The sequence below is a fragment of the Proteus mirabilis ATCC 29906 genome (genome assembly GCF_000160755.1).
Taxonomy (GTDB): domain Bacteria; phylum Pseudomonadota; class Gammaproteobacteria; order Enterobacterales; family Enterobacteriaceae; genus Proteus; species Proteus mirabilis.
Genome location: NZ_GG668583.1, coordinates 113,703 through 135,419, shown reverse-complemented (window position 1 = coordinate 135,419; position 21,717 = coordinate 113,703). Strand labels below are relative to the sequence as shown.

Sequence of the window (21,717 nt, the reverse complement as noted above, 5' to 3'; positions counted from 1 at the left end):
TAAAATGTTATTTATTTAACGGCCCGACAACTTTACCTTTATTAGTAAAAGTGCCTTTATTATCGATAGTAATACTTTCTCTACCAACAATAATACCTGATTTTTCATTAGTAATATTCTCACCAGAAATAGTCGTGTCTTTTATTGAATTAAGAATACCGCGATTAATAATATTTCCTGTCACACCTAATTCGAAACTATTTTTACCTGACATAATACTATTGCTGGCATTGGTATATTTACCATTTATATTTACACGTAAATGTTCTACACCAGAAATGACGCCATTGTTTTCAAAATCACGATTAACCGTCACTTCAGTATCACCACTCGACGCAATAACACCTTTTAAGGTATTACTTTCAACCGAACCTGTACTGTTATTTTTCAGTGTATCGGTTTGCAGTGTTAATTTATCCTGGCCAAACAATGTGCCTTGTGAATTGGTAAAGGTGCTTGTCACTACAGAAGCATTTTTATGTGATGCAATAGTACCACTGGTATTATCAACAGAGGTGAATTTAAGCTCCATATCCCCATTTTCTGTTACAATACGTCCTTTATTACTCACTAATTTATTACCGCTTAATTTCATTTCTCCTTTACTAATTAATCCCCCTTTCTGATCAGGTTGCCCCAGATAAAAGCCCATTTCTGTTTTGAAATCTAAACTGCTGTTATTCGTCAGTTCTGGTGTATCAATCTCTAATTTCTGTTCAGTGATCACAAATCCTGATGTGTTATTAAATTTATCTGTTTTAAAATAAATAGCGTCTCCTTTAATAACACCTTTATTATTATTTATATAAGGCGCACTGATGGTGACACTATCGCCTTCTAAGTAAAAAACACCAAAGTTATTATCTAATGTCTGGGAGAAAGTCACATTAGCACCGGTTTTAGATGCTAAGCCACCATAGAGGTTTTTGATCTTATCACTACTAAATGTCAAGTACCCCCCTGATTTTATATGTCCCCATTTATTGGTAATGTCGCCTTTATTAGTGAAGTTCATATCGCCATCGGTGGCAATAATCCCTTGGTCATTATTCAGTCCAGCAATATTAACTGTCATACCATCCAGACCACTAAGAATACCTAATGAATCATCGCTAGCAGTATCTGCAGTCATACCGGTATTTTTCAGTGCCTTACCATTAGTATCAATTTCAACACGAGTAACTGAGCGTAGGCGACTATGGGTATTATTCATTGCGCCACTATTAATACTAATATCCCCTGACGCATCAATATAAGCATCAATATTATTGAAATCTTTTAGGTTAGTATTAATATCAATGACACTTTTAGAATTAATTTGACCCTCTTTATTATTAAATAAGCCACTATTAATTTTAATACCATTAGTAGCAGAAATACCGACGCCTTCACCGACCGTTGCAGTATTCGTTATTGGTTTACCGTTTGTCTGAATATCTAATTTATCTTTACTTGCAATATAGGAGGCATTGTTTTTAAATTCACCACTATTGATGATTACATTTCCATCAGCAGAAATATTACCACCAGAGATATTATCAACTTTCGCTTCTTTGGTTTCTATTGAGATAGTTTTAGTACTTTGTATTTCACCAGTACTATTTGTAACACCTTTATCGAAAGCAAAATAGATATCCCCCTCAGATAAGAAGTTACCTTTATTATTATCAAGTGCACCGCTATGAATAAGCTCGATCCCTCCCCCAGCAGTTTCAACATTACCATTATTTTTCAGTGGTGAGTTAGCTTCAGTACCTATAAATTTTAGCGATGAGCTTCTCACTCCTGCATTCTTGACTATCTGCAAACTATATTTACTAGCAACGCCTGTTGGCTTTTGTGCAACCACCGTATTATCTTGTGCTTTAACTTCATTAGCGCCAGTTATCACATTCACATTAATACCAGATGCATCAAGAGGCGATTCAATAGAAACATTGCGGGCAATTAAATCAATCTGTTGTGCACTTTTATCAAAAGTGGCATTACCTTTAACAGTAATATTCCCTTTTTCCACTTTATAACTATCAACGGTATCATTTTGTGTATTCACTTTCCCAGTAGTCAACACAACACGGTCAGCACTAAGAAAGTTACAGCTACTACAAATAATTCCAGCAGGATTAGATAAAATAACCCGTGCTTTTGTTCCGGCCACCTCAACAGGGCCATTTAACGTAATGGCTTTTTTAGCATTAACCTCAAGAGTAATCTCTTTTGCCGCACCGCTAGATAAATTACTATTACCGTCAATATGCCCCGATAATTGAGTATCAGCACCATCAGGACTATTATTTAATATTAACCCTGCTTCAGAAACATCAAAACTGGTTAATGAATTACTGGAATAGCCATTAATCGCTGCGGCAATATTAAGAATATCAACACTACTATTTTTTTGCTGTTGTTGCACAACAATATGAGCAGACGGATCAGCTTGTACTACAGTCGCCATATTTAACGTTGATAATACAGAGAAAACTAATAAATTAATTTTAAAAGAAACAATTTTTTTCCTATTCATTATAATTACCTTATATTAAGCACAAAAGTTAATTAAATAATAAGATCTCTCTTTATTTAAAAGATCTATTAAGCACTAACAGGTGACAAATAAAATATAAAACAAAAAATCGATTGAAATTTACTGGTGAGTTAACTTTAGAGAAATATATTTATTTGGCAATAGGAAAGCATATTCATAATTAATTAGATCCCGAACTAAATAAAATGAAAACAATATAAATAATTACTCTGATAAAAATAATACCAATAGAGATATCATTTTATTTCCAATAACAAGTCTTATTACTATAGGTATTAATGCTTAATTAAAACCTATACCTCCTTTATCTCTACAACACTTTTTCGTGATATGTTCGTCTTAAAACGCAATCGATTACTTTTTAGGTGCAGTTTCTAATTTATTTGTGTAGGATAAAGCGAAAAACATTTTTTTTGGGATCTTTTGTCTATGAGCATGTCATCATCAAATTCTGCTCCGCAGAGTTTGCTCCAACGCCTGTTTAAACTTCAGGAACACGGCACCACGGTTCGCACAGAACTGATCGCCGGTGTCACCACTTTTTTAACTATGGTTTACATTATCTTTGTTAACCCACAAATTCTTGCTGCAGCCCATATGGATATTAAAGCAGTGTTTGTTACTACCTGCTTAATTGCCGCGTTCGGTAGTATTTTAATGGGACTGGTGGCTAATCTACCTATCGCCGTCGCACCCGCGATGGGTCTAAATGCCTTTTTTGCCTTTGTCGTAGTAGGAGCGATGGGGTATTCATGGCAAGTGGCCATGGGCGCTATTTTTTGGGGCGCAGTAGGTCTCTTTTTGCTTACTCTCTTTCGTATACGCTATTGGATAATAGCGCATATTCCGCTTAGTTTACGTGTTGGGATCACCAGCGGTATCGGTCTGTTTATTGCCATGATGGGCCTAAAAAACTCTGGGATCATTATTCCTAACAACGACACCATTGTGACTATCGGTAATTTTGCCTCCCACAATGTGTTATTAGGTGCTCTAGGCTTTTTTATTATCGCCATCCTTGCAGCTCGTAATATTCATGCGGCAATCTTAATATCGATTATTATCACTACGGTGATTGGCCTGTTATTAGGGGATGTTCAATATCAAGGTATCTTTGATATCCCCCCTTCTATTGCTCCCGTTGTAGGGCAGGTTGATATTGTTGGCGCATTAGATATTGGCTTGTCTGGGGTTATCTTTGCTTTTATGTTGGTTAACTTATTTGACTCATCCGGTACATTAATTGGTGTCACCGATAAGGCAGGTTTAACAGACGATAAAGGTAAATTCCCACGAATGAAACAAGCGCTCTATGTAGATAGTTTAAGCTCTGTCGCAGGCTCCGCCATAGGGACATCATCTGTTACCGCATTTATTGAAAGTACCTCTGGTGTTTCTGTTGGTGGTCGTACCGGATTAACTGCAGTTGTGGTCGGTATTCTTTTCTTACTCGCCATTTTCTTATCACCACTGGCTGGCATGGTGCCAAGCTACGCTACCGCAGGGGCATTAATTTACGTCGGGGTGCTGATGACCTCCAGCTTAACGCGCGTAAAATGGGATGATTTAACTGAATCCGTACCAGCGTTTATTACCGCCGTGATGATGCCATTTAGCTTTTCTATCACCGAAGGTATCGCCCTTGGCTTTATCGCCTATTGTGTGATGAAAGTGGGTACTCTACGCTGGAAAGAAATTAATCTCTGTGTGGTGATCGTTTCACTGTTATTTATTCTAAAAATATTATTAATTGATACTCACGTCATTGATTTAAATAATTTATTTTAATATTTAATAAATTAATTTATTGATAATAAAAAAAGCACCAATAATATTCATTACTGGTGCTTTTTATTATCTTAAATTACTTAATATAAGTTGGTAGCAACAAACCAAAAATAGCGGAATCAGACACTTCATCACCGACAATCCAGCGTTGCTTTAAATAGCCTTCTTGCTCAAAACCAAGCTTGGTTAATAATGCCCTAGAGGCTTGGTTATCGGGATGTATATCCGCTTCTAAACGGCGTATTGATAGATGTGTTCTTAAATAATCAATAAAAGCAATCATTGCCTCATACATCAACCCTTTTCCTTGAAAGGCGTTATCAAGACAATAACCAATTTCACCACGGCAAGAATGGAGATGATGATTGAAGAATACACACATGCCAATAAGTTTATCTGTTGCTTTATCAATAATGGCTAAACGCAGATATTCCTTACGCTCCATATGCGTAATATCCTGAATAATATCTTCCTTCGCTTGTTGTATATTTTGCCAAGGAAGATGGCTCCAATAACGAGTAACCTCAGGAGAGCTCATAATCTGGAACCACTCTTGAGCATCCTTCATGGCAAAAGAGCGTAATAATAATCGCTCTGTTTCAATACGAATATCAGCATAACGCATTTTACAACTTCTCTGATTGCTGTTTAGGCGAGACAAAAGCGATACATACCGGCTCTGCCAGTGCATCGGGCTCAGAGCGAAACATGACTTCTTGAGTATCTGCTATTTTTAAACTCGGCCAATATTGTAATCCCGCATCGAAATGGGCTTTATCACAGTAATACCCCACCGGGCCAATCAATAAGACACCTTTGTCCTCTAATTGCGCCAACGTAATATGACGGTTATAAATATTAGGGGGCTGAACATCTTTCTCGACAATCCAGGGTTGGGCTGATAGCGGTCTATCTTTGCCATAAAAAGTGACCCACTCATGCATATACTCACCCCCTACATAAGATAAAGGCTGATGATAATGCTGATGCCAAGCATTCTCGACATCTTGTACAAAGGTTTTAACACCAATAAACTTTTGACCCGCATTACGCACATTAGCAGCTTGTACTACCGTATAACCAGATACCACTAACATACCAAAAACCGCTAAACCATATAACACACCACGTAATGAACGCTTAGGTATGACACTAATTGAGCCGACAAAAAGAGCGGTAGCCACTGACATAAAAGGTTGTAACCACTCAGTGATGCGTCCCCCTTCATGGAAACTAAACCAAATAAAAATAATCGCTAATGGGAATAGCAAAATAAAATTCAATAATTGACTATCTTGAGAAGTACGCCAACTAACTCGCCCACCATAAAGACGTACAATTCCCCACATTAGTAGCACTGGATAGAAAACCGTTAAAGCGGCACGTAACGTACGTAAATTAAAACGTGCTTCTATTTGTGAGTCGACCCATTTAAAGGCGGCAAAGTCGTTTTGCCACAACCAAATAAAATTAGGTATGACAAACGCCAACCAGATAGCTATCGCAAAGTAAAAATAAGGGGAGCGATAGCTTTGACGAACTTTAGGTACTAATACGCTTAATAAGAATACCGCACCAATCAGGGCTAATGAGGAGTATTTCCCCATAGTAGCCACTCCCATCACTACAGCGAATCCACACCAATATTTGGGGTTGTCATTGATAGCGCATAAAAAGAAATAGAGCGCCCAAGGCCAGCAACCCACTAAAATATAATTATCGTTATAAGGAATGATATCGAAATTAATAATTCCTGATAAATTTAAACCTAACATGGCAAACCAAGCTAGGTGATAATTTTTGGTTAACTTATAGGCTAAATTCCAAACACCTAATAAGCCGATGGCTATCATCACAAAGTGGATAAAATACCAATAAAAGCTAAAATCAATACCACCATAAATGGCTGGCCACATAATAAAACCAACAAACCAAGGGTTTTTAGGTGAGCCCCAACCGCCATTAGTACCCCAGTTAACCGCTTCTACGGCATCATAAGGTACGGTGGGATCAAATAAATAGCTGACGATAATCCATAAAACCGCATAACCAATTATCCACCAATAAACTGGTTTGCGTAATCGAGCAAATGATAATGTCATAATAAACAGAATGTTAAGTTAATTAGTTTAAATTTATAGTTAATTGCTATCACAATACAGTAAAGTATAGTAAACCGAGCGCTACATTGTACGTGAGTAAATATTAAATTGTCTTAAATTCGTGCTTTTATCGCAAAATAGTTTCTGATAGATTGCGCAACCAATAAGATCACAAATCGAGTTACCATTATGAATATGATTAAAAGAAAACCCGCAGCTAAAACGCGTAAAAAAACACGTGAAGAGCTAAATGCAGAAGGACGTGAACGTAAGCGCCAGAAAAAGCATCGTGGCAATCCTGCTGGTAACCGTCAGCAGGAAGCGATGAAAAAAGAGCAAGCGCAAACCAATGAACAGAAAGATCCACGTATTGGTAGTAAAAAACCAATTCCACTCATCGTGGATAATCAGGCGCCTAAAGTAGATAAGAAAAAATCCGCGCCAGCAAAAATGGAGCCTATGCGCTTATCGTTAGAAGAAGAGTTAGCACTCTTAGAGAATGATACTCGTTTAGATGAATTACTCTCTCGTCTGGAAGAAGGGGGTAAACTCAATCCAGAAGAGCAAGCTTATACTGAAAAAACCCTTGATCGCATCGATGCGTTAATGGCGGAATTAGGCATTGAGTTTGAAGAAGATGACGATGAAGAAAAAACAGAAGATATTATGCAGTTATTAAAAGGTAAGTAATTTATCGTTACCCTATCTTAATCTGACAGATACCAAATATATATTGGTATCTGTTCATTTCCTTTCTCTCTATTTTAGAGAGTCATAATTAGAAATTATGATTTTTTATTTAAATTTATTTTTTAAATAAAAGCTCAGACAACTCTATCTATTTCTTATTAATTAACCCTGATATTCTATTTTTCTTCTTTTAATATACGAGTAATAATAAGTATGGATAATAAACAACACTATTTAGATATCGCCGCAGGGCAAGGAAAAAAAGAGCCCTCTCGTATAGTGGCATTCCCTGCACAGCCACTAAACTATGCATTGATAGAACAACGCCTAGAAGAACAGACCGAATACACAGATGGTGAGATAAGCTATCTTAGTGATGATCTTGATGAAGGTTTTTTCTATCATTGCCAACATGGCGATGATGAGCTCCATTTTTTTATCTGTCTGCTACCACGATCAGAAGATTATCAAATACGTCCTATGTATGCGACAGATGAGATGACTCCTGAGCTATTAGCCCATGCCAATGCCACCACTCAAGACATCTTATTAGAAACGATGTTCTCTGACACCCTACATCCTTTAGCGAGTTATCGCCATCAGCTCAATCTACTGAACATAATTGCGCCAGAAATGATCCTCGCACTGGATGAATCTGCCGCAGGTAAAGGATTAACTCCCGAATGGATACGCTTTCAATTGGAGACACCCGATCTCTATCCTGAAGTAGAAAGTTTGTATGTTATTCATGCAGTTTACGATACAGAAAATGATCCACCAACCATGTTCTGGTTTCATACCCATGGCTTGCAACGTTGTGGCTTAACTGAAGTTGATTTAGTTATCCCAAGCATGTTGGAATCTTACTACGGTATTCCTGATCTTTTCCGTTGCTTCGTCAATAACAGTATTAACAACCGCCAAATTGAATTTGGCGAGCCGATGCTTTGTGGACAAACTTCGTCAGGATTAGAATATTTAGTCGCGCTACCCTTTGAAGAAGGTATACGTCACGTTAATCAGTCCACACCTTTAGATAGTCTTAGACCATTAGAAGAGATGCGTTATAACACTCAAGGGGCACCACATGGCGTATTTCTGGGCGATATGGCTGATAGAGACGAATATCATCAGCACCCATCATCGATGTTATTTAGAACTAATGAAGAAAACCCTATTTTAGAAACTTTCTTTAAAGGTTATGAAGAACAACAAGCCATGATGCTACTACGCAGTAACGAAGAAACCTACGAAATGGCAGAAAAGGCCAAAAGGCGTTGGCAATATTTTCTCTCCATGTTTGATAACTACAATCAGCCCCCCGTAGAGAAAAAAACCGGTTTCTTGGCAAAATTATTAGGTAGTAAAGAGAGCAATGAAGAAACTGAGAGCCCATGGCAATTTATGATTAAGTTTGGTATTCCTTATGGTGATAAGGAAGAAAAAGAGCTTGAGCACATGTGGTTTATCCCTCAGTCTCGAGAAGGTGACCGAATTTATGCTAAGTTACTTAACGTACCATTCTATGTACAAGAAATGGAAGAAGGTGGCATTTATCCCATTGATATTGCGTTCATCACTGATTGGGTTATCTCTTATGAAGGTTATAGTTATACCCCTAATACGATTTATCAACTTTTTAGCCACCAGCAGACTCACTAATCCCACTAATTAACTAGCACTATTCTCTGCAACGGGATCTGTCAGTATGACCTTAATGATAGATCCCGTTAATAGCATTCACTGATTGTTACACTAATGATGCGCAATTATCTCTAACTGTTACAGTTTGTTTTTTGATGAATAACAGTACAGCCTTCACGGCATTTATCTGATAGCTTTTCGACCATTATTATAAATTAAATTGATGTACATCAAGAGAACACATAGCCATTGTGGGCTAAATTATACTCAATAAAGATGGTTATAATTCTCATTTGCATTAAATATTTACCTAATCACCCTATTTTTCTTGTGCGTTTTCTTTTTAAATGCGTTAATAATTATCAGTATCATTATTTTTTGTATCAATATAATTAGTGGAAGGACGTTTTATGTCTCTCATTCCAAATCATAGCTACAAGATCCTCAGCTATTCCCCGCAAATTAGCCCTGCCTATCGGCAGAAGCTATTATCATTAGGGATGCTGCCAGGCGCTATTTTCAATGTGATCCGTATCGCACCTTTAGGTGATCCTATCCAAATTGAAACTCATCGGGTCTCTTTAATTTTGCGTAAAAAAGATCTCGCTTTGATAAATCTTAGCGAAATCGCTCATAACGAAAAATAACAGCTTATTTATCAACTACTCAGGCAATACAACTACTGGCATCACTATTATGACTCCTCTTACTATTGGTCTTATCGGTAATCCTAATGCGGGTAAAACAACGCTTTTTAATCAGTTAACAGGCTCTCGTCAACGTGTCGGTAACTGGGCGGGTGTTACTGTTGAACGTAAGGTAGGTCGCTTTACAACCAAAAATCATAAAATTGAATTAGTTGACTTACCGGGCACTTATTCTTTAACAACAATTTCAGAACAGACCTCTCTTGATGAGCAAATTGCTTGTCACTTCATCTTAAGTAATGAAGCAGATATGTTGATTAACGTTGTAGATGCTTCCAATCTTGAACGTAATCTTTATCTCACATTACAACTGCTTGAACTCGGTATTCCCTGTATCGTGGCACTAAATATGCTTGATATTGCTGAACACCAAAATATGCAAATTGATATTCAAGCGCTTTCTGAACAACTCGGTTGTCCAGTGATCCCTATGGTATCAACCAAGGCATCAGGGATTGATAAACTGAAAGACACTATTGATAGCTTTCCTGCTACCAAAAGAAAACCCGAAGAGTTACTAACTTCTTATCCAATATGGTTATTAAACGAAGTTGAATCTTTAGCTGAAAAAATTAATCACGATGAATTCAATTTACAGCAACGCCGTTGGATGGCATTACAATGTTTAGAAGGAGATATCTATACTCATCAACGTGCTGAAATTACCTCACAAGAGATAAAAGCCATTCGTCAGCGCATTCAAACTGAGCATAGTAATGAGCCAGAATTAGTGATTGCCGATGCACGTTATCAAAACATTGAGCGTATTTGCCATGCAGTCATTAATATGGAGTCCATTAAGCCCAATCAGCTCACACAAAATATCGATAAAGTGATATTAAATCGCTGGTTAGGTGTTCCTATCTTCTTGTTTGTCATGTATTTAATGTTTGTGCTTGCCATCAATATTGGTGGAGCATTGCAGCCCGCGTTTGAAGGTGGCTCTGAAGCTATCTTTATACATGGGATCCAATGGCTAGGTGCAACATTCAATTTCCCTGAATGGTTAACTATTTTCCTTGCTCAAGGTGTTGGTGGTGGTATTAATACTGTACTCCCTCTGGTACCACAAATCGGCATGATGTATCTCTTTTTATCTATCCTTGAAGACTCTGGCTATATGGCACGTGCTGCTTTCGTGATGGATAGATTAATGCAAGCGCTAGGATTGCCCGGTAAATCCTTTGTACCGCTGATTGTTGGATTTGGTTGTAACGTCCCATCTATTATGGGGGCACGTACTCTAGACGCCCCAAGAGAGCGATTAATTACTATCTTAATGGCTCCCTTTATGTCTTGTGGTGCACGTTTAGCCATATTTGCTGTTTTTGCTGCCGCATTCTTTGGTAAAAATGGCGCCAGCGTGGTTTTTTCACTTTATTTATTAGGGATCCTTGTTGCTATTTTGACGGGTTTACTACTCAAACATACCATTATGCGAGGTGAAGCTTCTCCTTTTGTCATGGAGTTGCCGGTTTATCACGTTCCCCATATCAAAACCTTATTAATACAAACTTGGCAACGTTTAAAAGGCTTTGTTATCCGCGCGGGTAAAGTGATTATCATCGCCAGTATGTTTATTGGTGCATTAAATAGCTTCACTTTTTCCGGTAAAGCGGCTGATAGTATTAATGATTCTGCCCTCGCTTCCGTCAGTAAAGTAATCACTCCGTTATTGCAACCTATTGGTGTGCATAACGATAACTGGCAAGCTACCGTTGGTTTAGTCACTGGGGCAATGGCAAAAGAAGTGGTTGTGGGAACATTAAATACACTGTACACCGCAGAAAGTATTGTTAATGAACCTTTCGTTCCTGAAGAGTTTGATCTATGGGGCGAAATTGGTGACGCCTTTGCTGAAACTTGGGATAGCTTAAAAGAAACCTTTACATTCGCCGCACTTTCCAATCCTATTGAGGCAAGTAAAGGTGATGGTGAAATGGATACGGGGACTATGGGTACCATGGGCAGCAAATTTGGTAGTGCAATAGCGGCCTATAGCTACTTAATTTTCGTTCTACTATATGTGCCTTGTGTCTCCGTAATGGGAGCTATTGCTCGTGAAACCAGTCGTGGTTGGATGACATTCTCTATTCTTTGGGGATTAAATATTGCTTACTCACTTGCCGCGTTATTCTACCAAACAGCGACATTTAGCGAACATCCACAAAGTAGTACCATCACCATTGCTGCTGTATTGATATTTAACTTAATTATCTTTGTACTATTACGTAAATCTCGTCATCGTCTCAGTTTTAATTTAAGTAACAAACGCTCATTAGCGAAACAGTGCTGTGGTAAACAAGGTAGCTGTCACTAAGTCACAAAAGGAAAAATAAGATGGCAAGTTTGATGCAAGTTCGTGATTGTGTCGCGCTTAACGGTCGGGCTGATGCTCGTCTTGTCAGCCATCAGCTTAATATGCCTGAACCTATGGTAAAAGCGATGTTAGAGCGGCTTACGTTAATGGGTAAATTACAAGAGGTCGATGTAGAAGAGTGCTTGGTGGGTAGCTGTAAAAGCTGCCCTGAAGCCACCGCATGTCAGACTAAAGTTTATCAGTTACGCTCCTAACTCACTGTCTCTTTTAAACATATACCTTCCATATCCCCCTGCTATCTCACAGGGGGTTTTTCTGATAATCAAAATGAATTTTTTTCAACTTTTGCTGGTTATTCTTCATTTTACTTTTCCCACCACCTGCGCATAATCCAATCCTTAAATAGCCATAAAGACATCTAAATGTCCAAAATGAAATTATATACATTTACCTTTATTAGGATAATAAATTATGCCGATCACTGAATTCTCATCCATTATCTCTACGGGTACACAAGGTGGGTTGCAGATGCAATGTGCTTCTCGCCAATTTCAATTATTACTTGATGAGCCTATTTCATTGGGTGGAAACGACACCGCGATGACCCCCGTTGAAGCGCTACTTGGCACACTCGGTGCTTGTAAATGCATTGTTGCTAAGAGCTTCGCCCGCCTACACCATATTAATCTCCATAATATTCGTATTGAGGTAAAAGGCGAGCTAGATATCGATGGCTTTATGGGAAAGAATAAACAGGCTAAAATCGGCTTTAGTAAGATAACGACGCATTTCTATATCCAAGCAGATAATAGTAAAACAGAAATAGAAGCTTTTATCGCCTTTATTGAACGAACCTGCCCTATATTAGATACCATAACCAACCCACCAGAATGCGAAACTCTATATCATCTTGAATAGTCTATTAGCGTTATAACCTCTTCATTCATGCCAGAATTGATAAGGCCTCACACTGCTTTAACAAGGTTTCACTAAATTCATCCGGATGAGAAATAAAGGGAGCATGTGCGGCATGGCGAAAAATAACCGAAGGAGAGTCAGGATAATGAGCATCTAATAAAGCTGCGACTTTTCTTGGCACTAAACCATCTAAATAACCATAAAGCCGAATAAAAGGACAACATAAGGTAGTAAGCTGTTCTCGCAAATCTTCTGTACGTAAAATTTCCAGCCCGCCGTTTAATGTTTCAACGGAAGGCAAAGGTTGTGCCAACACGACCGCTTTCAAGGCCTTAGTATCTTCACGAGCACTTTGAGTACCGAGTGTTTGCAAGGCTAAAAAGCGCTCAACCGTTCGATGAAAGTTATCACTCAATTGCTGCTCGAAACCTTTTAACACGTCTGGCTTAATTCCTGGCCATGTTTCATGAGCAGCAAAACAGGGGGAAGAGGCAACGGTAATTAACGCCCGTACATTATTAGGATTATCAAGTGCAATACGGCTTGCCACTAATCCCCCTAATGACCATCCTAGCCAAATGGCTTTTTTTTCAGGTGCCTGTGAAAAAACAATATCAGCCATCTCTTTAAGCGTTAGCACAGGAAAACCTTGGCTTCTGCCGTATCCCGGTAAATCAACCAGATGCAGGGTAAAATGCGAGCTTAATCGCGTGATGATTGATTGCCAAACCTGAGCATTCAAGCCCCATCCGTGCAACAGCACAAGATGCGTTTTTCCTTCACCTAAAGTCTGCCAATACAATTTATTCATTGTTATGCTCTCTTCTCTTATTTTACAGGGATGTTCACTATGCTGATAACAATAGCAGGATATTGCTGGTTATGTCGTCAACCATTGCGGTATGGTAACCACAGCATTTGTTCAAGTTGTATTCGTCATCTGCCACAACAAAATAATCGTTGTCCGGGATGTTTGTATCCCTCTACCCACTCAATGATATTGTGTGGACGGTGTTTGCGATCACCACCTCGCTGGAAACAGATGTTGACAGTCACTGACTATCGCCCACCGCTTAATAAATTATTACACCTTTATAAATATCATCCTCGCCCTCAGATAGCATTATGTCTTGCGAAACTTTTTTTATTACGGTGGCTTGCTCATCGTCGCGAGAATTTAGTTCGCAAGCCAGAGCAAATTATTAGCGTACCGCTACATCGACATCGTCGTTGGCGTAGAGGCTTCGACCAAGTTGAGGCTATCGCTAAACCTTTGGCAAGATGGTTAAATTGTCCTTATCACCCTAATACCTTGATAAGAACTCGTGCTACACTGGCACAAACACATCTTAATGCCAAACAAAGGCAACAAAATTTAGATAATGCCTTTATCGTAAATCGCACAGTGTCAGTGGCAGGCAAGGATCTGGCACTGATTGATGATGTTATCACCACAAGCGCAACGCTCAATGCTATTGTACCTTTGCTATTTCGTGCTGGAGCACGCTCTGTTGAGGTATGGGCTATTTGCCGAACCTTGTAGTTAACCGTCAATTGGGCGTATGATAACCAACCAGAACAGTCAACTATTGAGCAAGACGATATGATTACTATTACTGATGCCGCACAGGCACACTTCGCCAAACTATTGGCTAATCAAGAACCCAATACTCAAATCCGTGTTTTTGTCATTAACCCAGGAACACCTAACGCTGAGTGTGGCGTTTCTTACTGTCCACCCGATGCAGTAGAGCCGAACGACACAGAAATTAAATTTGAAAAACTTTCTGCTTATGTTGATGACATCAGTGCACCTTTCTTAGAAGATGCAGAAATTGACTTTGTCACAGACCAATTAGGCTCACAATTAACATTAAAAGCACCTAATGCAAAAATGCGTAAAGTGGCTGACGATGCGCCTTTAATTGAACGTGTTGAATATGTACTGCAATCACAAATCAACCCACAGTTAGCGAGTCACGGTGGCCGCGTAAGCTTGATGGAAATCACTGAAGATGGCTATGCTATCTTACAATTCGGTGGTGGTTGTAATGGCTGCTCCATGATTGATGTCACTTTAAAAGATGGTATCGAAAAAGAGCTACTTAACCTGTTCCCAGAAGAGTTAAAAGGCGTGAAAGATTTAACCGAACACCAACGTGGTGATCACTCCTACTACTGATCCTCTATTACAAATCCCCTTTGATATTCACCTGCACAGATATCCTAGGGGATTTGTGTATATGCCATTATCATTTACAAAAGGTAACGCCATCTTTACTGATTTGACGTTATTATAGTGATATCGTTCTCTCGCTCAGAACATAACAATGTAATTAACAATATAATAAATAAGACAATTATGGATAGTTTTCAATTTCTTAGTATTGAACAAGCCTATCAATTTTGGGTATCTCAATCGGCTATTTTAGTTGATGTAAGAGATCCGCAAAGTTATCGTCTTGGTCATGCCACTGGCGCTTTTCATTTAACAAATGATACGCTTAACCAATTTCTACAAGATGCGGATTTTGATGTTCCTGTGATGGTGATGTGTTATCACGGTCATAGTAGCCAAGGCGCAGCACAATATCTGGTCAATATGGGCTTTGAAACCGTATATAGTATTAATGGCGGTTTTGAAGCATGGCTAAGAGAGTTTCCTCAAGCGATAACTTCTCTGCAATAATTACAGATGAGTTTCTCAATGATCCACATTATCACACTATCTAACCCGCAACTTGCTGATATGTTCGTCAATTATATGGCGACAAAAGGTGTTCGGATCCACGCAAAAACAGAAAATCAACAAGTCAGCCTTTGGTTGGAAAACGAACAACAACTCAATCAGGTTGAAAGTGAGCTAAAAACCTTTCTTCGTGAACCTTTTCACCCTCGTTACCAAGCGGCAAGTTGGCAAACAGGTACGCCTCAACGTACGGGTCTACAATATCGCCCGGCTTTTTCAATCAAAAGCATGGTGCAACAATCAGGCCCTTTAACGGTTTTGACCATTATTTTATGTGTGCTCGTCTTTATCTGGCAGCAAATAGTGGGCGATTACAATGTCATGTTACACCTTGCATGGCCATACGATGCTAGTCTCGATTTTGAACTATGGCGTTATATCACCCCAGCATTTGTTCACTTTTCGCTCATGCATATCGCCTTTAATTTAGCGATGTGGTGGTATTTAGCCAGCCAAACAGAAAAACAACTGGGTACAGGCAAATTATTTGTCATTATGCTCATTTCTGCGCTATTTAGTAATTGGGCACAATCACTGTTTGCAGAATCCAACTTTGGTGGACTTTCTGGTGTTGTTTACGCGCTAATTAGCTATGTTGGCTTAACAGGTTTGCGGGCTCCAGAAAAAGGGATCGGTGTTCCTACCGGCTTAATTGTTTTTTCCATATTGTGGATAATCGCGGGTTATATGGGCGTTTTAGGTGATTCTATCGGAAATGCTGCACATTTTGCCGGCTTCCTTATCGGCTTATTGATGGCTTTGTGGGATAATCGACATCAATTATCTCGTCAATCATAATAAAATTAACATGATATTTTTAACTTTAGGGGACACCTGTGAAGCAAACACAACGGCATGATGCCATCATCGAACTGGTACGCTTACAAGGCTATGTCAGCACCGAAGAATTGGTGGAACATTTTGAGGTCAGCCCACAGACTATCCGACGTGATTTAAATGAATTAGCGGAAAAGAACAAAATCCAACGTCATCATGGAGGCGCTGCATTACCATCTAGCTCAGTGAATGCCGCTTACCACGACCGTAAGATCATGTGGTCTGATGAAAAATCACGTATTGCCCAACGTGTTGCTAGCTTAATTCCTGATGGTGCAACACTATTTATTGATATTGGTACTACCCCTGAAGCCGTAGCCCATGCACTGATTAACCATAAAAATCTGCGTATCGTCACTAATAATCTGAATGTCGCCACTTTATTGATGGATAAAGAAGACTTTCGCTTGATCTTAGCGGGTGGCGAAGTGCGTACCCGTGATGGTGGTATTGTCGGTGAAGCCACCCTGGATTTTATCTCTCAATTCCGCCTTGATTACGGCATCTTAGGGATAAGTGGTATTGATATGGACGGATCTTTGTTGGAATTTGACTACCATGAAGTCCGCACTAAACGTGCCATAATCGAAAATTCTCGTTGTGTTATGCTAGTGACCGACCACTCTAAATTTGGCCGTAACGCGATGGTCAATCTTGGTAATATGAATCTGATTGATTACCTTTTCACCGACCAAGAGCCACCATCAGGCATTCAAAAAATTATTGAACAACATAACGTTCAGCTTGAGCTTTGCTAGGATAACCCTCTATTAAAAAGTACCTTTCGAGGTACTTTTTCCTAAAATTTTCCGCTTTTTTTACCTATTTATTCTTTTGTCAAACCTCATTCCCTTTCCTATTCTTATCAATAACATCATTTGTTCTTTTCAGTTAATAAGCACACTAAATGTAGGGATATGATAATAAATTGTTATTTATATCACGCAGTAATGTTTTTTATCGGTTATATAGTTGGCATTTCCAACAAAATTCATTACAATTATGAGCGAAAACGAACATTAAAGAATTGTTTCGCGCATTCTTAGGAGGATGTTATGGAAACTAAAGACTTGATTGTCATCGGCGGCGGAATAAACGGCGCTGGAATTGCGGCGGATGCAGCAGGCCGAGGCCTTTCAGTATTAATGCTGGAAGCTCAAGACTTAGCCAGTGCAACATCTTCCGCTAGCTCAAAATTAATTCATGGTGGCTTACGCTATTTAGAGCATTACGAATTCCGTTTAGTCAGTGAAGCATTGGCTGAACGTGAAGTTTTATTGCGTTTGGCGCCTCATATCGCATTTCCGATGCGTTTCCGTTTACCGCATCAACCTCATCTACGCCCAGCATGGATGATCCGCATTGGTTTATTCCTCTATGATCACCTAGGCAAACGTGTCAGTTTACCGGGCAGTAAAAGTATTAAATTCGGGGCTAACTCTGTCTTAAAACCTGAATTAACTCGTGGTTTTGAATATTCCGACTGTTGGGTAGATGATGCTCGTTTAGTCGTATTAAATGCGCAAGAGATCGTTCGTCGTGGCGGTGAAGTTCGTACTCGTACCAAAGTGACGCGCGCTTGGCGTGAAAACGATTTATGGATGGTGGAAGCACAAGATTTACGCACCGGAGAAACTTCTCGCTACCAAGCAAAAGCATTAGTGAATGCAGCCGGTCCTTGGGTTAAAACATTATTCGATGAAGGGTTAAAATTAAAATCACCTTATGGTATTCGCTTAATCAAAGGTAGCCATATTGTGATCCCACGTGCTCACGATGAACCCCAAGCCTATATCTTACAAAATGAAGATAACCGCATTGTATTCGTGATCCCTTGGATGGATGAGTTCTCTATTATTGGTACCACTGATGTTGAATACAAAGGTGATCCAAAAGATGTGGCTATTGATAACAATGAAGTTGAGTACTTATTAAAAGTCTATAACGACCACTTTAAGAAACAACTGACCAAAGACGATATCGTCTGGAATTATTCAGGGGTGCGTCCATTATGTGATGACGAATCCGATTCGCCACAAGCTATCACTCGTGACTATACCTTAGATGTACATGATGATAATGGTAAAACACCACTACTCTCTGTGTTTGGTGGTAAATTAACGACTTATCGTAAACTCGGTGAACACGCGGTTGATAAGCTAAATGCTTATTTCCCTAATATGGGTCAAGCGTGGACAAAAGAGGGTCAATTACCGGGGGGGAACTTAGAAGGTTACGATCGTGATGGCTATTCACGCCTTATTCGCCAACGTCATCCTTGGTTACCAGAAGCATTAGCACTACGTTTTGCTCGCACTTATGGTAGCAATACTGAAGTGTTGCTAGAAGGAATTACTGATTTAGCCGGAATGGGCGAAAATTTCGGTCATAATCTTTACGAAGCTGAATTACGTTATTTAGTTAAACATGAGTGGGTGATTGAGCTTGATGATGCTATTTGGCGTCGTACCAAACTTGGTATGTGGCTTAATGATGAACAAAAACAACGTATTACGCAATGGTTAGAGGCAAATACGCACACAGCATAATGCAGTAAAATATTCTCTGACTCTGTTCAATGTTCTTATTAGCAATTTTTGTGGCGCGATAATAGCGCCACTTTTTTTATTGCCGCATATGATGCTATTGACATTACACCTGACAAACCCATCGATAATTGCTTCAGCTGGTTTTGCACTGTTTTTGCAAAAATTCCATTAAAACCACAGCATTATTCTGTTTTTCATCTTTAGCGGAATACAGTAACACTAATGGTTTTTCTTTGGCTACCTTCAATAGTGGTTGCCAACTTTCCGGTATTGCTTCTAATTCTTTTATATAGCGAGCCGTAAATTGTGTGAAATCGCCATTTTCATGAAACCATTTTCTTAATTCAGTAGAAGGCGCGAGCGCTTTATTCCATTCATCATAATGAAAATCGCTCTTTTTCACCCCTCTAGGCCATAATCTATCCACTAATACACGATAACCTTCATGCTTACCGTCTTTATCATCATAGACACGTTTACAAGTGATCATTTCTACTCCCATTCAATCAATGAGTTAATTTTATTATAGAAGAAAATCTTCAAACGTATCCCTCCTGCGACTTTACGTTATTTAAGGTTGTCATCGTACAACATGAAATTTTCTCTTCTTCCGATTGAATTATCCTCATTGAAACTAAGGTGAATAACTGTTGACTAAATAACCGAATTAAGAGAATCTACATCTAGACGTCTAAATGGTTAGATGGGTAAATAAGTAGCGATACTTAACGGAATAACAATAACAACATGTGACACAACGATTGATGAGGTATAGGTATGAGCTTTTATCACGCAAGCCAGCATGAAGCGCTTAATCAAAATCTTGCTGAATTAGATGGCCAGATCCAAGTTTCTTTTGAGTTTTTTCCTCCTCGCACACAAGAGATGGAAAATACACTCTGGCAATCACTGGCTCGTTTAAATACCTTAAAACCTAGCTTTGTTTCGGTCACTTATGGTGCAAATTCAGGTGAACGAGATAGAACACATGCCATTATTAAAGATATAAAAGAGCGTACAGGCCTTGAGGCGGCACCACATTTAACCTGCATTGATGCCTGTCGTGAAGAATTACAGCATATTGCCCAAGACTATTGGCAAAGTGGCATTCGTCATATTGTGGCGCTACGGGGAGATTTACCTGATAACAGCCAGAAGCCAGATATGTATGCCGTTGATCTGGTTCATTTACTGAAAGATGTAGGAGATTTTGATATTTCGGTTGCTGCTTATCCAGAAGTGCATCCCGAAGCTAAAAGCGCACAGGCTGATCTTATTAATTTAAAAAAGAAAGTTGATGCGGGCGCTAATCGAGCCATTACACAATTTTTCTTTGATGTAGAAAGTTACTTACGCTTTCGTGATCGCTGTGTTTCAACGGGTATTGATGTAGAAATTGTTCCGGGTATTTTACCTGTCACCAATTTTAAACAGTTAAAACGTTTTGCCGGATTAACCAATGTGAAGATCCCCGGTTGGATGCATAAAATGTTTGATGGCTTAGATAACGATCCAGAAACTCGCGCACTGGTTGGGGCTTCTATCGCTATTGATATGGTGAAAATTTTAAGCCGTGAGGGCGTGAAAGATTTCCATTTTTACACTCTTAACCGCTCTGAATTGACCTACGCCATTTGCCATACATTAGGTGTTCGCCCACAACTTGCGAAGGTTTAGTCTTATCACCCCGCCCATAGTCTATTGGCGGGGTTTTTCTAGGCGAGATTATTTTGCAAAATGATAAGGTTGCTCGATAGGAAGTAAACTATATGCAGTATCTAGATCGCCATTAGTAATACAAGTATCTATTTTACGCACTTTATCAGTAATATCGGTAATATTAACAATCCACTCATTGCAATATTTTTCTACTGCTTGATTACGTAACCCTATTTGAATAGTGCGATAACTTAAGCGATTAAGATAAATATCTCGTTCAGGATCCCACTGAATACGAATATCACTGGTTTCTGTTGCTTCTTGCCATTCTTTGGCACTCACATAGTGGTCTGGATCGAAATGACTGACCACACCTTGTGTTAGCATCTGTTGAAAGCCTTCATGGGTAATATCAACAGCCAAAATAGACGCTTGATTGGGATCTTTGCGCCCCCACCCTGAGCGATACATCATCCAAAGAAAGGAGGGTTTTACCCAAGTCATACGGGTCATACTAAAAGGGGGAGAAACAAAAGTACCATTTGCGACTGCGCTCTGAGCGATAGTAGTAGAATAGGCTTGGTAAACACGGACAAAATCATCCGTATAATATGCCCTTACTTGACACTCAGGACATCGGTCAACATCATCGTTCATCTTTCTTTAATATCCTTTTATATTAATAAAATGGAGCTATCTGCTTAAATTATGAGCCTCTAACCAGAGATAATCAAGAGTCCCTATTTTCATTAGGGATTTAATAGAATATGACACCGTGACAAGCCATACAAAAGAATGATCATAAAGCGCATAAATTAAAATGGCCATTATCGCTGCAATAATAAAAAATTTAATCTTGCAAAATATATCTTACACTACGTCCACCAGCGCCCAAGGCGCTCAATACATTGTACTGATTATCAAAACGACTCGATCACGAAATTTATATTAAGTTCTCTTTTATTTTCTGATCACTAGCGCTGACTAAATAATTATTTTCTCTTTCCTTCTTTCTTTATAGGAAGAAAGGAAAATATTAAGCAAATAATCACAAATGATACTAATAGTATTCGACCATAGAAATAGGGAAAAAACCGAACAATCAAAACACTATAAAGAACAAAAAAATAGCAATAATGCTTAATATTAAAGATTGTTTAAAGTCTTTTAAAAAAAAGAAAATATTTTTTTCATACATAGCCTACATTA

Annotated in this window: 20 protein-coding genes; 14 read left to right on the top strand and 6 right to left on the bottom strand. The window is 38.9% G+C overall.

Annotation, left to right across the window (positions count from 1 at the left end):
* Positions 1–7 precede the first annotated feature (7 nt).
* On the bottom strand, positions 8–2,524 hold the full coding sequence (locus HMPREF0693_RS16555; protein ID WP_004246769.1) for a two-partner secretion domain-containing protein: 2,517 nt from the start codon (positions 2,522–2,524) through the stop codon (positions 8–10).
* Between the two features lie 450 nt (positions 2,525–2,974).
* Here HMPREF0693_RS16555 and HMPREF0693_RS16550 point away from each other — a divergent pair, with 450 nt between their 5' ends.
* On the top strand, positions 2,975–4,333 hold the full coding sequence (locus tag HMPREF0693_RS16550) for an NCS2 family permease (protein WP_004246768.1): 1,359 nt from the start codon (positions 2,975–2,977) through the stop codon (positions 4,331–4,333).
* Positions 4,334–4,409: 76 nt separating this feature from the next.
* On the opposite strand, the gene HMPREF0693_RS16545 is transcribed toward HMPREF0693_RS16550, so the two are convergent.
* Positions 4,410–4,958 carry a GNAT family N-acetyltransferase gene (locus HMPREF0693_RS16545; RefSeq protein WP_004246767.1) on the bottom strand — a complete coding sequence of 183 codons (549 nt, stop codon included), beginning with the start codon at positions 4,956–4,958 and terminating at the stop codon, positions 4,410–4,412.
* A 1-nt stretch (position 4,959) separates the two neighbouring features.
* Positions 4,960–6,435, bottom strand: coding sequence for a glycosyltransferase family 39 protein (locus HMPREF0693_RS16540; protein ID WP_004246766.1), 1,476 nt, complete (start codon positions 6,433–6,435; stop codon positions 4,960–4,962).
* Positions 6,436–6,624: 189 nt separating this feature from the next.
* On the opposite strand from HMPREF0693_RS16540, the gene yihI reads away from it, so the two are divergent.
* The 6 genes from yihI to HMPREF0693_RS16510 all read left to right on the top strand — a co-directional run bounded on the left by yihI (position 6,625) and on the right by HMPREF0693_RS16510 (position 12,714).
* Positions 6,625–7,125, top strand: coding sequence for a Der GTPase-activating protein YihI (yihI, locus tag HMPREF0693_RS16535; RefSeq protein WP_004246765.1), 501 nt, complete (start codon positions 6,625–6,627; stop codon positions 7,123–7,125).
* A gap of 213 nt (positions 7,126–7,338) precedes the next feature.
* Entirely contained in the window at positions 7,339–8,787 is a 1,449-nt protein-coding gene (locus tag HMPREF0693_RS16530) for a DUF4026 domain-containing protein (protein ID WP_004246764.1), read from the top strand.
* A gap of 392 nt (positions 8,788–9,179) precedes the next feature.
* A complete protein-coding gene (gene feoA / locus HMPREF0693_RS16525) occupies positions 9,180–9,416 on the top strand; it encodes a ferrous iron transporter A (protein WP_004246763.1) in 237 nt (78 codons plus the stop codon).
* Positions 9,417–9,465: 49 nt separating this feature from the next.
* Positions 9,466–11,796 carry a Fe(2+) transporter permease subunit FeoB gene (gene feoB / locus HMPREF0693_RS16520; RefSeq protein WP_004246762.1) on the top strand — a complete coding sequence of 777 codons (2,331 nt, stop codon included), beginning with the start codon at positions 9,466–9,468 and terminating at the stop codon, positions 11,794–11,796.
* Between the two features lie 20 nt (positions 11,797–11,816).
* Positions 11,817–12,050 carry a FeoC-like transcriptional regulator gene (locus HMPREF0693_RS16515; protein ID WP_004246761.1) on the top strand — a complete coding sequence of 78 codons (234 nt, stop codon included), beginning with the start codon at positions 11,817–11,819 and terminating at the stop codon, positions 12,048–12,050.
* Positions 12,051–12,267: 217 nt separating this feature from the next.
* Positions 12,268–12,714, top strand: a complete 447-nt coding sequence (locus tag HMPREF0693_RS16510; RefSeq protein ID WP_004246759.1) for an OsmC family protein — start codon at positions 12,268–12,270, stop codon at positions 12,712–12,714.
* 25 nt (positions 12,715–12,739) lie between these two features.
* Here the strand turns inward: HMPREF0693_RS16510 and bioH are convergent, their stop codons facing one another.
* Positions 12,740–13,525, bottom strand: a complete 786-nt coding sequence (gene bioH / locus HMPREF0693_RS16505; protein WP_004246758.1) for a pimeloyl-ACP methyl ester esterase BioH — start codon at positions 13,523–13,525, stop codon at positions 12,740–12,742.
* Positions 13,526–13,564: 39 nt separating this feature from the next.
* Between bioH and HMPREF0693_RS16500 the strand changes: the two genes are divergently transcribed.
* The 6 genes from HMPREF0693_RS16500 to glpD all read left to right on the top strand — a co-directional run bounded on the left by HMPREF0693_RS16500 (position 13,565) and on the right by glpD (position 18,849).
* Positions 13,565–14,257, top strand: coding sequence for a DNA utilization protein GntX (locus tag HMPREF0693_RS16500; RefSeq protein WP_017827133.1), 693 nt, complete (start codon positions 13,565–13,567; stop codon positions 14,255–14,257).
* A 60-nt stretch (positions 14,258–14,317) separates the two neighbouring features.
* Entirely contained in the window at positions 14,318–14,896 is a 579-nt protein-coding gene (gene nfuA / locus HMPREF0693_RS16495) for a Fe-S biogenesis protein NfuA (protein WP_004246756.1), read from the top strand.
* Between the two features lie 180 nt (positions 14,897–15,076).
* A complete protein-coding gene (gene glpE / locus HMPREF0693_RS16490; RefSeq protein WP_004246755.1) occupies positions 15,077–15,403 on the top strand; it encodes a thiosulfate sulfurtransferase GlpE in 327 nt (108 codons plus the stop codon).
* Between the two features lie 18 nt (positions 15,404–15,421).
* The gene (gene glpG, locus HMPREF0693_RS16485) at positions 15,422–16,261 is read left to right on the top strand and encodes a rhomboid family intramembrane serine protease GlpG (protein ID WP_004246754.1); all 840 of its coding nucleotides are present in this window, start codon (positions 15,422–15,424) and stop codon (positions 16,259–16,261) included.
* A gap of 38 nt (positions 16,262–16,299) precedes the next feature.
* Positions 16,300–17,058: a DeoR/GlpR family transcriptional regulator gene (locus HMPREF0693_RS16480; protein WP_004246753.1), complete on the top strand. Its 759-nt coding sequence runs from the start codon at positions 16,300–16,302 to the stop codon at positions 17,056–17,058.
* A gap of 297 nt (positions 17,059–17,355) precedes the next feature.
* Positions 17,356–18,849: a glycerol-3-phosphate dehydrogenase gene (glpD, locus tag HMPREF0693_RS16475; protein ID WP_004246748.1), complete on the top strand. Its 1,494-nt coding sequence runs from the start codon at positions 17,356–17,358 to the stop codon at positions 18,847–18,849.
* Between the two features lie 133 nt (positions 18,850–18,982).
* On the opposite strand, the gene HMPREF0693_RS16470 is transcribed toward glpD, so the two are convergent.
* Positions 18,983–19,339 carry a DUF488 domain-containing protein gene (locus HMPREF0693_RS16470; RefSeq protein ID WP_004249056.1) on the bottom strand — a complete coding sequence of 119 codons (357 nt, stop codon included), beginning with the start codon at positions 19,337–19,339 and terminating at the stop codon, positions 18,983–18,985.
* Positions 19,340–19,626: 287 nt separating this feature from the next.
* Here HMPREF0693_RS16470 and metF point away from each other — a divergent pair, with 287 nt between their 5' ends.
* Positions 19,627–20,526, top strand: a complete 900-nt coding sequence (metF, locus tag HMPREF0693_RS16465) for a methylenetetrahydrofolate reductase (protein WP_004246744.1) — start codon at positions 19,627–19,629, stop codon at positions 20,524–20,526.
* Between the two features lie 48 nt (positions 20,527–20,574).
* Here metF and HMPREF0693_RS16460 read toward each other — a convergent pair whose 3' ends face one another.
* Entirely contained in the window at positions 20,575–21,165 is a 591-nt protein-coding gene (locus tag HMPREF0693_RS16460) for a DUF4291 domain-containing protein (protein ID WP_004246743.1), read from the bottom strand.
* Positions 21,166–21,717 lie beyond the last annotated feature (552 nt).

Bases quoted from the DNA above. Each gene is read 5' to 3' on its own strand.
- HMPREF0693_RS16555 (WP_004246769.1), bottom strand. From the start codon at position 2,524: ATGAATAGGAAAAAAATTGTTTCTTTTAAAATTAATTTATTAGTTTTC.
- HMPREF0693_RS16550 (WP_004246768.1), top strand. From the start codon at position 2,975: ATGAGCATGTCATCATCAAATTCTGCTCCGCAGAGTTTGCTCCAACGC.
- HMPREF0693_RS16545 (WP_004246767.1), bottom strand. From the start codon at position 4,958: ATGCGTTATGCTGATATTCGTATTGAAACAGAGCGATTATTATTACGC.
- HMPREF0693_RS16540 (WP_004246766.1), bottom strand. From the start codon at position 6,435: ATGACATTATCATTTGCTCGATTACGCAAACCAGTTTATTGGTGGATA.
- yihI (WP_004246765.1), top strand. From the start codon at position 6,625: ATGAATATGATTAAAAGAAAACCCGCAGCTAAAACGCGTAAAAAAACA.
- HMPREF0693_RS16530 (WP_004246764.1), top strand. From the start codon at position 7,339: ATGGATAATAAACAACACTATTTAGATATCGCCGCAGGGCAAGGAAAA.
- feoA (WP_004246763.1), top strand. From the start codon at position 9,180: ATGTCTCTCATTCCAAATCATAGCTACAAGATCCTCAGCTATTCCCCG.
- feoB (WP_004246762.1), top strand. From the start codon at position 9,466: ATGACTCCTCTTACTATTGGTCTTATCGGTAATCCTAATGCGGGTAAA.
- HMPREF0693_RS16515 (WP_004246761.1), top strand. From the start codon at position 11,817: ATGGCAAGTTTGATGCAAGTTCGTGATTGTGTCGCGCTTAACGGTCGG.
- HMPREF0693_RS16510 (WP_004246759.1), top strand. From the start codon at position 12,268: ATGCCGATCACTGAATTCTCATCCATTATCTCTACGGGTACACAAGGT.
- bioH (WP_004246758.1), bottom strand. From the start codon at position 13,525: ATGAATAAATTGTATTGGCAGACTTTAGGTGAAGGAAAAACGCATCTT.
- HMPREF0693_RS16500 (WP_017827133.1), top strand. From the start codon at position 13,565: ATGCTGATAACAATAGCAGGATATTGCTGGTTATGTCGTCAACCATTG.
- nfuA (WP_004246756.1), top strand. From the start codon at position 14,318: ATGATTACTATTACTGATGCCGCACAGGCACACTTCGCCAAACTATTG.
- glpE (WP_004246755.1), top strand. From the start codon at position 15,077: ATGGATAGTTTTCAATTTCTTAGTATTGAACAAGCCTATCAATTTTGG.
- glpG (WP_004246754.1), top strand. From the start codon at position 15,422: ATGATCCACATTATCACACTATCTAACCCGCAACTTGCTGATATGTTC.
- glpD (WP_004246748.1), top strand. From the start codon at position 17,356: ATGGAAACTAAAGACTTGATTGTCATCGGCGGCGGAATAAACGGCGCT.
- HMPREF0693_RS16470 (WP_004249056.1), bottom strand. From the start codon at position 19,339: ATGATCACTTGTAAACGTGTCTATGATGATAAAGACGGTAAGCATGAA.
- metF (WP_004246744.1), top strand. From the start codon at position 19,627: ATGAGCTTTTATCACGCAAGCCAGCATGAAGCGCTTAATCAAAATCTT.
- HMPREF0693_RS16460 (WP_004246743.1), bottom strand. From the start codon at position 21,165: ATGAACGATGATGTTGACCGATGTCCTGAGTGTCAAGTAAGGGCATAT.